The sequence below is a fragment of the Bradyrhizobium sp. Leaf396 genome, assembly GCF_001424605.1.
GTDB lineage: Bacteria > Pseudomonadota > Alphaproteobacteria > Rhizobiales > Xanthobacteraceae > Bradyrhizobium > Bradyrhizobium japonicum_C.
This window is the reverse complement of record NZ_LMQJ01000003.1, coordinates 81,137-93,538: the sequence shown is the minus strand read 5'-3', so window position 1 is coordinate 93,538 and position 12,402 is coordinate 81,137. Positions and strand designations below refer to the sequence as shown.

11 protein-coding genes are annotated in these 12,402 nt (G+C 65.0%); 6 read left to right on the top strand and 5 right to left on the bottom strand.

The features are described from left to right. Positions 1-15: 15 nt before the first annotated feature. Positions 16-1,491, bottom strand: a complete 1,476-nt coding sequence (locus tag ASG57_RS04105) for an FAD-binding oxidoreductase (protein ID WP_024338225.1) — start codon at positions 1,489-1,491, stop codon at positions 16-18. 371 nt (positions 1,492-1,862) lie between these two features. Between ASG57_RS04105 and ASG57_RS04100 the strand changes: the two genes are divergently transcribed. Then, a complete protein-coding gene (locus tag ASG57_RS04100) occupies positions 1,863-2,357 on the top strand; it encodes a hypothetical protein (RefSeq protein ID WP_024338224.1) in 495 nt (164 codons plus the stop codon). Positions 2,358-2,498: 141 nt separating this feature from the next. Here ASG57_RS04100 and ASG57_RS04095 read toward each other — a convergent pair whose 3' ends face one another. From ASG57_RS04095 to ASG57_RS04085, 3 genes are all read right to left on the bottom strand, one after another. Next, the gene (locus tag ASG57_RS04095; RefSeq protein WP_024338223.1) at positions 2,499-3,788 is read right to left on the bottom strand and encodes an MFS transporter; all 1,290 of its coding nucleotides are present in this window, start codon (positions 3,786-3,788) and stop codon (positions 2,499-2,501) included. A gap of 112 nt (positions 3,789-3,900) precedes the next feature. Continuing rightward, positions 3,901-5,097 (bottom strand): acetyl-CoA C-acyltransferase, encoded by a 1,197-nt coding sequence (locus tag ASG57_RS04090; protein WP_024338222.1) that lies wholly within the window; start codon positions 5,095-5,097, stop codon positions 3,901-3,903. Between the two features lie 259 nt (positions 5,098-5,356). Beyond that, the gene (locus tag ASG57_RS04085) at positions 5,357-6,127 is read right to left on the bottom strand and encodes an enoyl-CoA hydratase (protein WP_024338221.1); all 771 of its coding nucleotides are present in this window, start codon (positions 6,125-6,127) and stop codon (positions 5,357-5,359) included. Between the two features lie 155 nt (positions 6,128-6,282). Between ASG57_RS04085 and ASG57_RS04080 the strand changes: the two genes are divergently transcribed. Both ASG57_RS04080 and ASG57_RS04075 read left to right on the top strand, forming a co-directional pair. After that, positions 6,283-6,810 (top strand): PaaI family thioesterase, encoded by a 528-nt coding sequence (locus ASG57_RS04080; protein ID WP_024338220.1) that lies wholly within the window; start codon positions 6,283-6,285, stop codon positions 6,808-6,810. A 69-nt stretch (positions 6,811-6,879) separates the two neighbouring features. Further along, positions 6,880-7,497: a TetR/AcrR family transcriptional regulator gene (locus ASG57_RS04075; protein WP_024338219.1), complete on the top strand. Its 618-nt coding sequence runs from the start codon at positions 6,880-6,882 to the stop codon at positions 7,495-7,497. Positions 7,498-7,558: 61 nt separating this feature from the next. On the opposite strand, the gene ASG57_RS04070 is transcribed toward ASG57_RS04075, so the two are convergent. Continuing rightward, entirely contained in the window at positions 7,559-8,467 is a 909-nt protein-coding gene (locus tag ASG57_RS04070; RefSeq protein ID WP_024338218.1) for a LysR family transcriptional regulator, read from the bottom strand. A 102-nt stretch (positions 8,468-8,569) separates the two neighbouring features. Here ASG57_RS04070 and ASG57_RS04065 point away from each other — a divergent pair, with 102 nt between their 5' ends. The 3 genes from ASG57_RS04065 (at position 8,570) to ASG57_RS04055 (ending at position 12,401) form a co-directional block, all read left to right on the top strand. Continuing rightward, positions 8,570-10,066 (top strand): CoA-acylating methylmalonate-semialdehyde dehydrogenase, encoded by a 1,497-nt coding sequence (locus tag ASG57_RS04065; protein WP_057195765.1) that lies wholly within the window; start codon positions 8,570-8,572, stop codon positions 10,064-10,066. Positions 10,067-10,191: 125 nt separating this feature from the next. Beyond that, positions 10,192-11,337 (top strand): isobutyryl-CoA dehydrogenase, encoded by a 1,146-nt coding sequence (locus tag ASG57_RS04060; protein ID WP_024338216.1) that lies wholly within the window; start codon positions 10,192-10,194, stop codon positions 11,335-11,337. Then, positions 11,334-12,401, top strand: a complete 1,068-nt coding sequence (locus ASG57_RS04055) for an enoyl-CoA hydratase/isomerase family protein (RefSeq protein WP_024338215.1) — start codon at positions 11,334-11,336, stop codon at positions 12,399-12,401. The genes ASG57_RS04060 and ASG57_RS04055 overlap by 4 nt, the downstream gene beginning before the upstream one ends. The last annotated feature ends 1 nt before the right edge of the window (position 12,402 follow it).

The following is a 12,402-nucleotide window of genomic DNA, read 5'->3' as shown; positions in this document are numbered from 1 at the left end:
GGGTGCCCGGCGTCATCACAGCCGGAGCACCTTGCCGGGATTCATGATGTTTTGCGGATCGAGCGCGCGCTTGATGGCGCGCATGATGTCGAGCTCGGTTTTCGGTCGGTAGCGGCTGAGCTCGTCGAGCTTGTCGATGCCGATGCCGTGCTCCGCCGAGATCGATCCGCCCAGGGAAGTGACGAGATCGTTCACGGCCCGGGTGATGGCGCCCTTGTACTGGTTCAGCGTCTTCTGATCCATGCCGCCAGGCCCCATGAACGAAAAATGCAGATTGCCGTCGCCGATGTGTCCGAGCGGATAGGGCCTGATGGTCGGGAGAATGTCGAGCACGGCTCTGGTACCCTTGTCGATGAACTCCGGTATCCGGGAGATTGCCACCGAAATGTCGTAGCTGAGCCCAGGTCCTTCCGCCCGCGACGCCTCGGCGACACCTTCGCGGATGCGCCACATGTTGCGCGACTGCCCGACCGTATGCGCGATCGCGGCATCGAGCACGCGGCCGGCCCCGAGCTGATCGGCGAGAAACTGCTCCAGCTTCTCGGACATGCCCTCCATCCCATCGCGTCGCGCCCGCGCGGACGACCATTCCAGCAGAAGGTACCATGGCGTCTCCGCCTTGAGCGGATCCTGGGTGCCGGGGATATGGCGCAGCACCATGTCGACGGCGCTGCGGCTCATCAGCTCGCAGGAGCCGACATTGTCTTCGGACGCCGCATGCGCCTCGGACAGGATCTCCAGTGCCGCGCGGGGATCGCGAATCGCCAGCCATGAGGTGCAGACGTCCTTCGGCGCCGGCCATAGCTTGAGCACGGCCTTGGTGATGATGCCCAGCGTGCCCTCGGCTCCCATGAACAAGTGCTTGAGGTCGTAGCCGGTGTTGTCCTTTTTGAGCGCGCGCAGTCCGTCCCAGACCTCGCCGTTGGGCAACACGACCTCGAGCCCCAGCACGAGATTGCGGGCATTTCCATACCGCAATACTTGGACGCCGCCGGCATTGGTCGAAAGGTTGCCGCCGATCATGCAGGAGCCCTGGGCGCCGAGGCTGAGCGGCAGGAATCTGTCGTGTTCGGCCGCTGTTTCCTGAAGCGTCTGCAGCACGCAACCGGCCTCGACCGTCATCGAATAGCCGACGGGATCGACGTCCAGCACGCGGTTCATCCGTCCCAGCGACAAGACGATGCCGGTATGCGCAGGCCAGGGCGTCGCCCCGCCCATCAGACCGGTATTGCCGCCCTGCGGCACGATCGCGATGCCATGCTCATGACAGAGTCGCACGACTTTCGAGACTTCCTCGGTGCTGCCCGGACGAACGACGGCGCCGGCACCACCAACCAACAATCCTCGCCAATCGGTCACGAAAGGCTGTTTGCCATGCTCGTCCTCGATCAGACCCTTCTCGCCGACGATCGCGCGCAACGCATCGCGCATCTCGGATGTCAAAGGAGTGGTCGGGATGATGGGATCGGAGGACAGGAAGGCGGCCGGCATTTCATTTCCCCTGGCGCATCTTGGTGTGCACTGCGCACGTGACGTGCGGAGGCTATTGTCCACGTTTGGGGCGGGGAGTCTAACGGGAATGTGGGCCGAACCTGTGGACCCACACGGGTGCGTCATCAACGCCTCGGCCGGGCAGGACCGGTGCCGCAGCAACGACGGAATCCGACGCGCCGTCGTCGAGGCCGGATCCGTGTGTCTCTTCTTCGCGTGTGTCGCCGCCCTCGGACGCCCGGCCTGCGACCTTTTCCGATCCGGCAATGTTCAGGCAATCTCTGCAACATTTCTGAACATCGTCGCCAACATCCCGTGGCTGTTCGAGCGTAGAACGCGCCCAGACTTTGTTGCGGATCGGGATCGGAAGAATGCTATTGAAGTTTTCGGCGGCGCACATGGGCGTTGGCGCGGCCTGTCTCGTGCTCGTCGGCATCAGCCCGTTGCGCGCAGAGCCGGTGTTCGACGGTTTGGCCGGTGCTTGGTCGGGCGTCGGCACGATGAAGCCGTCCGATGGGCCGCGTGAGAAGGTCCGCTGCAAAGTGGCGTACGACGTCACCAGGCCGGGACGGTCCCTGACCCTCAATCTGCGCTGCGCAAGCGATGCGTACAAGATGGTCCTGTCCGCAAACATCGAGCAGAGCGGAACGGAGCTTTCCGGCAACTGGTTCGAGAGCGAATACCGACAAGGCGGCAAGGTCTACGGCACGAACAAGGACGGCCTGATCGAGGCACGAATTGAGGGAAACACGGTGGCCGCGCTGGTGACGATCCAGACCAAGAGCAATCGTCAATCCTTCCTGATGGAGGCGCCGGGGTCCTGGATGTCGGAGGTCGCGATCGAATTGAACAAGGATTCGAAGTGACGCCGATCCTCGTGCCGTAGCAATCGTGCATGCACAGCAATCGCCCTGGCGCCTCGGCGCAAACTTGGCCGGCTGCGTCGCACCTGCGTCAGGCCGCATCGTCGGCCCACCGGCTCGAGCGGATCCTGATCGCATCGCGCTTTAGGCCATCACGGGCTGCGGTTTGGGCTGCCGCGCCAGCGCCAGCACGATCAGCGCGGCGAACACGCACAGCGCGCCGGCTATGAAGAAGGCAGGCAGGTAGCTCTCATAGACCGTCCGCGAGAAGCCGGCGCCAAACGCTGCGGTGCCCGCGCCGAGCTGATGCCCGGCAAAGATCCAGCCGAACACCAGATTGGCGCGCTCGGGTCCGAACTTCTGCGCGGTGAGGCGCACGGTCGGCGGCACCGTGGCGATCCAGTCGAGGCCGTAGAACATTGCGAAGACGGACAGGCCGTAGAACGAGAAGTCGCTGAACGGCAGGAAGATCAGCGAGAGCCCGCGCAGGCCGTAGTACCAGAACAGCAGCCAGCGATTGTCGTAGCGATCCGACAGCCAGCCGGACAGGATGGTGCCAATGAAGTCGAAGATGCCCATCGCGGCGAGCAGGCTGGCGGCTTGCACCTGCGGGATGCCGAAATCGAGGCACATCGGGATCAGGTGCACCTGGACGAGGCCATTGGTCGAGGCGCCGCATACGAAGAAGGTGGCGAACAGGATCCAGAACGCCGTCGATCTCGATGCATCGCGCAGCGTGCCCAGCGCAACGCCCGTGATCGAGCCGTGGCTCACCGGCGGCGCGGGCAGGGGTTCTGTGCCCTCGTCGCCGAACGGCCGCAGGCCGACATCGCTGGGACGGTCACACATCGCGAGCAGCACCGCCAGTGCGGAGACGCCGAGCATGACGCAGACGAGGCCGAGCGCGAGCCGCCAGCCGTAGCGCTCGGTGAGGCTTGCGAGCAGCGGCAGGAACACGAGCTGCCCAGTGGCGACGCTCGCGGTCATGATGCCGACCACGAGGCCGCGTCTTGCCGCGAACCAGCGCGTGGCAATCGTCGCGCCGAGCACCAGCGCGGTCATGCCGGTGCCGATGCCGATCACCACGCCCCAGAGGGCGATGAGCTGCCAGACTTCCGTCATGCCGAGAGAGAGCACGAGCGCGCAAACCACAATCAGCTGCGCGATGAGCGTGATGTTGCGCAGACCGTAGCGATTGAGCAGGGCGGCCGCGAACGGCGCCATCAGGCCGAACAGGATGAAGCGGATCGACAGCGCCGAGGAGATTTCCGCCGTGCTCCAGCCGAACTCCTTTTGAAGCGGGACGATGAACACACCGGGCGCGCCGACCGTGCCGGCGCTGATCAGTGCCGCGAGGAAGGTCACGCCGACCATCACCCAGCCATAATGGATGTTGCGGCGGGACAGTTCTGCCGCGAGCCAGTTCGAGATCATTGGGCCTCAATGTGGGTTGGCGAGCCCGGTGGGACCCGCGTCATCGTTGCAGTCTGGCATGAGGGAGGGGAAGTCTAAAATGACAGACTTCCCTCAATTTCGGCCATAGATACTAGCGCGCCAGCCGCTCCACAGCGATGGCGGTTGCCTCGCCGCCGCCGATGCAGAGCGCCGCGATGCCGCGCCTGAGGTTCTGCGCCTCGAGCGCATGCAGCAGCGTCACGATCAGCCGCGCGCCGGTGGCGCCGATGGGATGGCCGAGCGCGCAGGCTCCGCCGTTGATGTTGAGCTTGTCGCGGGGGATCCCGAGATCACGCTGCGCCGCCATCGCCACCACGGCAAACGCCTCGTTGATCTCGAACAGGTCGACGTCGGAGGCAGTCCAGCCCACCTTGTCGAGCAGCTTGCGGATCGCCGGGATTGGCGCGGTGGTGAACCATTGCGGCTCCTGGCTGTGGGTGGCGTGACCCTTGATTTCAGCGAGAGCTGGCAGACCGCTGCGATCGGCGAGCGAACGCTTGGTCAGCACCAGCGCCGCGGCGCCGTCGGCGTTGGCGGAGGAGGCGGCCGGCGTGATGGTTCCGTTGGCACGGAACGCCGGTTTCAACCCGGGAATTTTCGCGGGATCGACCTTCAGCGGATGCTCGTCATTGGCGATCACGCGCGGGCCGGCCTTTTCGGCCAGCGTGATGGGTGCAATCTCCGCCTTGAACGCGCCGCCTTCCACTGCTTTGCGGGCGCGTCCGAGCGTTTCCATCGCGTATGCGTCCTGGTCCTTGCGTGTGAACTGGTAGGCTTCCGCGGTCGCTTCGCCGAAATCGCCCATGGAGCGGCCGGTCTCATAGGCGTCCTCCAGCCCGTCCATCATCATGTGGTCGATGATGCGGTCGTGGCCGACACGATAGCCGCCGCGCGCCTTGGCGAGCAGATACGGCGCGTTGCTCATGCTCTCCATGCCGCCGGAGACGACGATCTCGGCCGAGCCGGCGCGGATGATGTCGTGGGCCAGCATCGTCGCCTTCATGCCAGAGCCGCAGACCTTGTTGACCGTGGTCGCGCCAGTGGAGTCGGGCAGACCGGCGGCGCGTGCCGCTTGCCGCGCGGGCGCCTGGCCCTGTCCGGCCGGCAGCACGCACCCCATGAAGACCTCGTCGACCTTCTCTGGCGCAAGCCTGGCACGCTCCAGCGCCGCGCCGATCACATGCGATCCGAGCTTGTGCGCGGGCAGCGGCGACAATTCGCCCATGAAGCGGCCAAGCGGCGTACGGGCGGCGGAGACGATGACGACGGGATCGGCGGCTTCGGCCATGACGGGACTCCCTGCGATGACGTTTAAGATTATGATCATCATATGATGCGGCGCAAGAAAAGCAACCGCGGCAGAGATGAGAAAATGTCGTGGTTCGGATGAGATTTGGTCGATCAGTCCTCGCCGTCATTGTCCGCCTGGTGCGCAATTGCGCAGGGGCGGGCAATCCGGTATTTCCCGAGGCGGCGCGGCTGGATCCGAGAAACCGCGGCGCCTGGATGCCTCGCTTCCGCGGGGCATGACAGCGTCGGTGCAGCGCCTATCGCTTCCGGTTCACGAAAGCGCCCATCAGCCGCGTCGGCTCGTCCGTCAGGAAAGACTCGCCGAACACCTTCACGCTGAGATTCACCGATTCGGTCAGCGGCAATTCCTCCCATCGCCGCAGCAGAGCCTTCTGCGATCGCAGTGCCTCGGGACCGCATTCGAGCAGCGCCTTGACGGTGCGCTCGATCTCCGCATCCAGTTCTCCTGGCGCGGCGACCTTGTCGACCAGGCCCCAGGCCAGCGCCGTGGACGCATCGATGTTCTCCGCCGTCATCACCAGCCAGCGCGCCCGGGCCCAGCCGATCAGGCGCGGCAGGAGCGCCGCGTGGATCACCGAGGGGATGCCGACGCGCACCTCCGGCATGCCGAAATGCGCATCGTGCGCGGCGATGCGGAAGTCGCAGGCCGCCGCCACTTCGAGCCCGCCGCCGAGGCACCAGCCGGGCATGCGTGCGATCACCGGGGCAGGAAACTGACGAACGGCCTCGCAGAGATCGCGCAGGCGGCTGATGAAGGCTTCGGCCGACTTCTGGTCGAGCTTGGCCATCTCCTTGATGTCGGCACCGCCGATCATGCTTTTCTCGCTCTGGCCGCGCAGCACCACGACACGGATGCTGCGGTCGGACGCGAGCTGCTGCAGGCCTTCGCGCACCGCCTCGGTCACCGGCGAACCCAGAATGTTGAGCGGACCGGCGTTGCAGATCGTGACATGGACGATGCCGCGCTCATCGCGCGTCACGCCGCAGTGGTTGTTGAGCATTTCCATCGTGGCATCTCGAAGCTTTCGTGGGCGGGGCGAGGCGCACTGCCGGGGCCCACTTCCGGGCCGAAACGTACCGCTTGTCAAGCTGGCTGACGGGTTGAGTTTGCCAGCGCGAAGTCCGTGATATAGTATGATGTATATCATCTAATGGGGTGGCCATGACCGACATCGATCAGTTCAAGCTTTTCTCACCGGCGCAGCGACGCGAGCGGGTGGTGGACTGGCAGGTGCCTGCGCCGGTCGCACGAGCCGCCATGACGCTTTCGGGCATGGACGCCATGCGCGCCATTCGCGACGGCCGGCTGCCGCCGCCGCCTTTCGCAAAGCTGATCGGGTTCACTATGGCCGCGGTCGAGCCGGGCCGCATCGTCATGGAACTGGAGCCGCGCGAGGATCTCGAAAATACCATCGGCCTTCTGCACGGGGCGACGGCGGCGGCGCTGCTCGATACCGCGATGGGATGCGCGATCTCGACCCGTCTGGAGGCGGGGCAGAGCTCGGTGACGCTCGACCTGAAGATGACCTTCCTGCGTCCGCTGTCGGTTCGCTCAGGCCTGATCTCGGCCGAGGGGAGGGTCATCAAGCTGGGGCGTCAGACCAGCTACACCGAAGGCTTCGTCCGCGACGGCAAGGAGGCCCTTGCGGTCCATGCAACTGCAACCTTTTCGATGATCGGTGCAGCTTAACGTGAATTAATGCACCCGTTTCGGCGTTCGCGTGTTATGAGATGACCTTCGACATTCAATGAGACCCGCATGCGCTATTCCCCGGAACACAAGCAGGAAACCCACGACCGTATCGTGAGGAAGGCCTCGGTGCGGCTGCGCGAAAAGGGAGCCCATGGCATCGGGGTCGCCGATCTCATGAAGGAGGCGGGCCTCACCCATGGCGGCTTCTACGCGCATTTCGACTCGCGCGAAGCGCTGGTGATCGAGGCCTTCGGCTATGCCATGGACCGCTCGATGGAGCATTGGCGCAAGATCACCGGCGAGGTGTCGCCGGAGAAGCGGCTGGCGCTGATCGCAGAGGCCTATCTCTCGGCGTTGCACCGCGATAATCCCGGCCATGGCTGCTCGATTCCCGCGCTTGGCGCCGAGATCGCCCGGGAGAGCCCGAAAACGCGAAAGGCCTTTGCCGGCAAGCTCGAGGAGATGATCGAGCGGCTGGCCGACTGTGTCCCGAACCAGCCACGCAAGGCTGCTCGCAAGCAGGCCATCGCGACGCTGGCGACAATGGCCGGCACCATGCTGCTGGCGCGCATCGCCGGATCGGGCGAATTGTCCGATGAGGTGCTGAAGGCGGGCCGCGACAGCGTGCTCGAGGGAGCCAAGCGCGAGCCGAAGGTCGGGGCGGCGAAGAAGGCGAAGACTTAGGCGAGATGAGGTGGGTAGAGGCGCGCATGCGCCGTGCCCTCCATCCCTCACGAGCGCGGCGCTACCGCCCCGAAAACAACGCCCGCTCCCGCTCCACGATCTCGCCGATGTAATCGGCCACCGCCCGGATTCGCGCCAGATCCTTGCTGTCGGCGTGCATCAGCATCCAGAACGTCCGGGTGATCGAAATTTCCTCCGGCAGCACCGGAACGAGCTGCGGATAGTCGCTCGCCATGAATTGCGGCAGCACGGCGATGCCGAACCCGGAGAGGGTGGCATTGAGCTGAGCGATCAGGTTGGCGCTGCGGAAGCGTGCGGAAATGCGCGGCGACACCTGGGGAAGATAATCGAGCTCCGGGGTGAACAAGAGCTCCTCGATGTAGCCGACGAAGCGGTGCTGCGTCAGGTCCTGCCGCGATGTGATCTCAGGGAAGCGATCGAGATAGCCAGGCGCGGCATAGAGCCCGAGACGATAGTCGAGCAGCTTGCGCCCGACGATGCGGCCTTCCTTCGGCATGGTCAGGCTGATCGCGATGTCGGCCTCGCGCTTGGAGAGACTGAACAGTCGCGCAGTAGCTACAAGTTGTAGATCGAGGTCGGGATAACGGTCGGCGAAGGGGGCGAGCCGCGGCGCCAGGAACGCGGTGCCGAACCCGTCGGGCGCACCGATCCGCACCGTGCCGGTCAGCCGCGCCACCGAGCCGCCGACCTGTTCCTGGTTGGCGACGATGGTCGATTCCATCGCTTCCGCACTGTCTGCGACACGCTGGCCGGCTTCGGTGAGGAGATACCCGGTCTTGCGCCGGTCAAACAGTTTTGCAGAAAGGTGCTTTTCCAACCGATCGACGCGGCGAATCACGGTGGCGTGGTCGACGCCCAGCTGTTTTGCCGCAGCCGAGACCGAGCCGCCCCGCACGATGGCCAGCACGAAGCGAAAGTCGTCCCAGTCGATAGCGCCTTGATCCGGCATTTTCGCACATCTATGGTGCATTATCTCAGACTTGAATCCTATAAAATGCAGGTCAATAGGATTTGTCAAAGCGACCACGCTCGGCCTGAAGGAGATCATTCCATGCGTTCAATCGGACATTTCATCGGCGGCAAGGAGGTCAAGGGCACCTCGGGCCGCACGGCCGACGTTTTCGAGCCGATGACCGGTGACGTGCAGGCGAAGGTCGCGCTGGCGTCCAAGGCCGAGGTTCGCGCCGCCGTCGAAAACGCGCGCGCGGCACAGCCGGAATGGGCCGCGACCAATCCGCAGCGCCGCGCCCGCGTGATGATGAAATTCCTGGAGCTGATCCAGCGCGATTACGACAAGCTCGCGGAGTTGCTCGCGCGTGAGCACGGCAAGACCGTGCCTGATGCCAAGGGCGACATCCAGCGCGGCCTCGAAGTCGTCGAATTCGCCTGCGGCATCCCGCACCTGATGAAGGGCGAGTACACCGAAGGGGCCGGCCCCGGCATCGACATCTATTCGATGCGCCAGCCGCTCGGCGTCGTCGCCGGAATCACGCCGTTCAACTTCCCGGCGATGATCCCGATGTGGAAGTTCGCGCCCGCGATCGCCTGCGGCAACGCCTTCATCCTCAAGCCGTCGGAGCGCGATCCCGGCGTGCCGATGAAGCTCGCAGAGCTGATGATCGAGGCGGGCCTGCCGGCCGGCATCCTCAACGTCGTCAACGGCGACAAGGAAGCGGTCGACGCCATCCTCGACGATCCCGATATCAAGGCCATTGGCTTCGTCGGCTCGACGCCCATCGCGCAGTACATCTATGAGCGCGCGGCGCAGACCGGGAAGCGCTGCCAGTGCTTCGGCGGCGCCAAGAACCACGCCATCGTCATGCCCGACGCCGACATGGACCAGGCTGTCGACGCGCTGATCGGCGCCGGCTACGGCTCGGCCGGAGAACGCTGCATGGCCGTCTCGGTCGCGGTGCCCGTCGGCAAGTCCACCGCCGACCGCCTCATGGAGAAGCTGATCCCGCGCGTCGAGTCGTTGAAGATCGGCACCTCGATCGACCCGTCGGCCGATTACGGTCCGCTGGTGACGCGCGAGGCGGTCGAGAAGGTCAAGAGCTACATTGACATCGGCATCAAGGAAGGCGCGACGCTGGCCGTCGACGGCCGCGGCTTCAAGATGCAGGGCTATGAGAACGGCTTCTATCTCGGAGGCTCGCTGTTCGACAACGTCACCAAGGACATGCGGATCTACAAGGAAGAGATTTTCGGTCCCGTGCTCTCGGTCGTGCGCGCGCATGACTACAAGGAGGCGCTGGCGCTGCCCTCCGAGCATGACTACGGCAACGGCGTTGCGATCTTCACCCGCGACGGCGACGCCGCGCGCGACTTCGCCGCCAAGGTCAACGTCGGCATGGTCGGCATCAACGTGCCGATCCCGGTGCCGATCGCCTATTACACCTTCGGCGGCTGGAAGAAGTCGGGCTTCGGCGACCTCAACCAGCACGGTCCGGACTCGATCCGCTTCTACACCAAGACCAAGACGGTGACCTCGCGCTGGCCGTCCGGCGTCAAGGAGGGCGCGGAGTTCTCGATCCCGCTGATGAAGTAAGGCTGTAGCCCAGCGCGTCATTGCGAGAGCGTAGCGACGAAGCAATCCAGAGTCTTTCTGAGGGGGCAGCGTGGATTGCTTTGCTGTGCTCTCGATGACGCTGGATAAGAGGGTAAGCGGCAACGATGCAGTTCGCTCTGAACGAAGATCAGATCGCGGTTCGCGACATGGCGCTCGCGTTCGCGGCGGAAAAAATCGCGCCGCATACGCTGCGCTGGGACGAGGAGAAGCATTTCCCCGTCGAGGTCATGCGCGAGGCCGCCACGCTCGGCATGGGCGGCATTTACATCCGCGACGATGTCGGCGGCTCCGGCATGACACGGTTCGATGCGGCGCTGATCTTCGAGGCGCTGGCGACGGGCTGCCCGACCACCTCGGCTTTCATCTCCATTCACAACATGGCGAGCTGGATGATCGATGCCTTCGGCAGCGACACCCAGCGGCACCAATGGCTGCCGAAGCTCTGCGCCATGGAGCTGATCGCGAGCTACTGCCTCACCGAGCCGGGCGCCGGCTCGGACGCCGCGGCATTGCGCACCCGCGCAGTGCGCGACGGTGACCATTACGTCCTCAACGGCCAGAAGCAGTTCATCTCGGGCGCCGGCGGCACCGACCTCCTGGTTGCGATGGTGCGAACCGGCGGCGACGGCCCCGGTGGCATCTCGACGCTCGTCATCGACGGCAAGACTCCGGGCGTCTCGTTCGGCGCCAACGAGCGCAAGATGGGCTGGAACGCGCAGCCGACCCGCGCGGTGATGTTCGAGAACGCCCGCGTGCCAGTCGCTAACCGGCTGAGCGAAGAGGGTATGGGCTTCAAGATCGCGATGGCCGGCCTCGACGGCGGCCGGCTCAACATCACGGCGTGCTCGCTCGGGGGTGCGCAGACCGCACTCGACAAGGCGCGCAGCTACATGAAAGAGCGCAAGGCGTTCGGAAAGCGGCTGGACGAATTCCAGGCGCTGCAGTTCCGCCTTGCGGACATGGCCATCGAGCTCGAAGCCGCCCGCACTTTCCTGTGGCGCGCAGCCGCGGCACTCGACCGGAAGGACCCCGACGCCACCATGCTCTGCGCGATGGCCAAGCGGTTCGGCACCGATGTGGGCTTCGAGGTCGCCAACCACGCGCTGCAGCTTCACGGCGGTTACGGTTACCTCAGCGAATACGGCATCGAGAAGATCGTGCGCGACCTGCGCGTGCACCAGATCCTCGAAGGCACCAACGAAATCATGCGTCTCATCGTGGCGCGCAAACTGATCGAGGGCGCCCGATGAGCGGAGTGGACGAGGGGGATCTCATCGTTCGCCGTGAGGGCGCAGCGGGGGTGATCCGGCTCAACCGGCCGAAGGCGCTCAATGCCATGACGCTGGAAATGTCCATCGGCATCGACGCGGCGCTCGACCGCTTCGAGAGCGATCCTGAGGTCGGGCTGATCATCCTGGAAGGCGCTGGCGAGCGGGGCCTCTGCGCCGGTGGCGACATCCGCGGCCTCTGGGAGAGCTCACGCGAAGGCGGCGATCTCGGTGCGCGGTTCTGGCGCCAGGAATACGTCATGAATGCACGGATCGCGAAGTATCCGAAGCCTTATGTGGCGTTCATGGATGGCCTCGTCATGGGTGGCGGTGTCGGTCTTTCCGGCCATGCCAGCCATCGTGTCGTGACGGATCGCACCAAGCTCGCAATGCCCGAAGTCGGGCTCGGCTTCTTCCCGGATGTCGGCGGCACCTGGCTCCTCTCGCGCTCGCCCGGCGAGATCGGCACCTATTTCGGCCTCACCGGCCAGACCATGAACGGGCCCGACGCGATCCACGCCAGGTTCGCGGACGCCGTGGTGCCAGTGGCCAAATGGCCGGAACTGCGCGAGGCGTTGGCCAAAGTTCGCCAAGGCGCGACCGCAGCCGATGTGACCAGGCTGATCGATGGTTTTGCAACGGGCGAGACCGCCGGGCCGGTTGCCGCGAAGCAGGCGACGATCGATGCGCTGTTCGGCTTCGACCGCATGGAGGACATCTTCGCGGCGCTCGCGCGCGACGGCTCCGAATTCGCGATGGCCACGCTCAAGACGCTCAACGAGAAGTCGCCGCGTGGCATGGTGGTGACGCTGAAGCTGTTGCGCCTCGCGCGCGCCGCATCGAGCCTGGAAGACTGCCTGGTTCGCGAATATCGCGCCGCGCTTGAAGTGTTCCGCAGCGACGATTTCCGCGAGGGCGTGCGCGCGGCCGTGATCGACAAGGACCGCAATCCGAGTTGGTCACCGCCGCGGATCGAGGATGTGACGCCGGAGATGCTTGCGCCGTATCTCGCCGAGATCGGCGCCGACGAGCTGAGGTTCAACTAGT

Bases quoted from the DNA above. Each gene is read 5' to 3' on its own strand.
- ASG57_RS04080 (WP_024338220.1), top strand. From the start codon at position 6,283: ATGACCGACATCGATCAGTTCAAGCTTTTCTCACCGGCGCAGCGACGC.
- ASG57_RS04060 (WP_024338216.1), top strand. From the start codon at position 10,192: ATGCAGTTCGCTCTGAACGAAGATCAGATCGCGGTTCGCGACATGGCG.
- ASG57_RS04100 (WP_024338224.1), top strand. From the start codon at position 1,863: ATGCTATTGAAGTTTTCGGCGGCGCACATGGGCGTTGGCGCGGCCTGT.
- ASG57_RS04095 (WP_024338223.1), bottom strand. From the start codon at position 3,788: ATGATCTCGAACTGGCTCGCGGCAGAACTGTCCCGCCGCAACATCCAT.
- ASG57_RS04070 (WP_024338218.1), bottom strand. From the start codon at position 8,467: ATGCCGGATCAAGGCGCTATCGACTGGGACGACTTTCGCTTCGTGCTG.
- ASG57_RS04075 (WP_024338219.1), top strand. From the start codon at position 6,880: ATGCGCTATTCCCCGGAACACAAGCAGGAAACCCACGACCGTATCGTG.
- ASG57_RS04105 (WP_024338225.1), bottom strand. From the start codon at position 1,491: ATGCCGGCCGCCTTCCTGTCCTCCGATCCCATCATCCCGACCACTCCT.
- ASG57_RS04085 (WP_024338221.1), bottom strand. From the start codon at position 6,127: ATGGAAATGCTCAACAACCACTGCGGCGTGACGCGCGATGAGCGCGGC.
- ASG57_RS04065 (WP_057195765.1), top strand. From the start codon at position 8,570: ATGCGTTCAATCGGACATTTCATCGGCGGCAAGGAGGTCAAGGGCACC.
- ASG57_RS04055 (WP_024338215.1), top strand. From the start codon at position 11,334: ATGAGCGGAGTGGACGAGGGGGATCTCATCGTTCGCCGTGAGGGCGCA.
- ASG57_RS04090 (WP_024338222.1), bottom strand. From the start codon at position 5,097: ATGGCCGAAGCCGCCGATCCCGTCGTCATCGTCTCCGCCGCCCGTACG.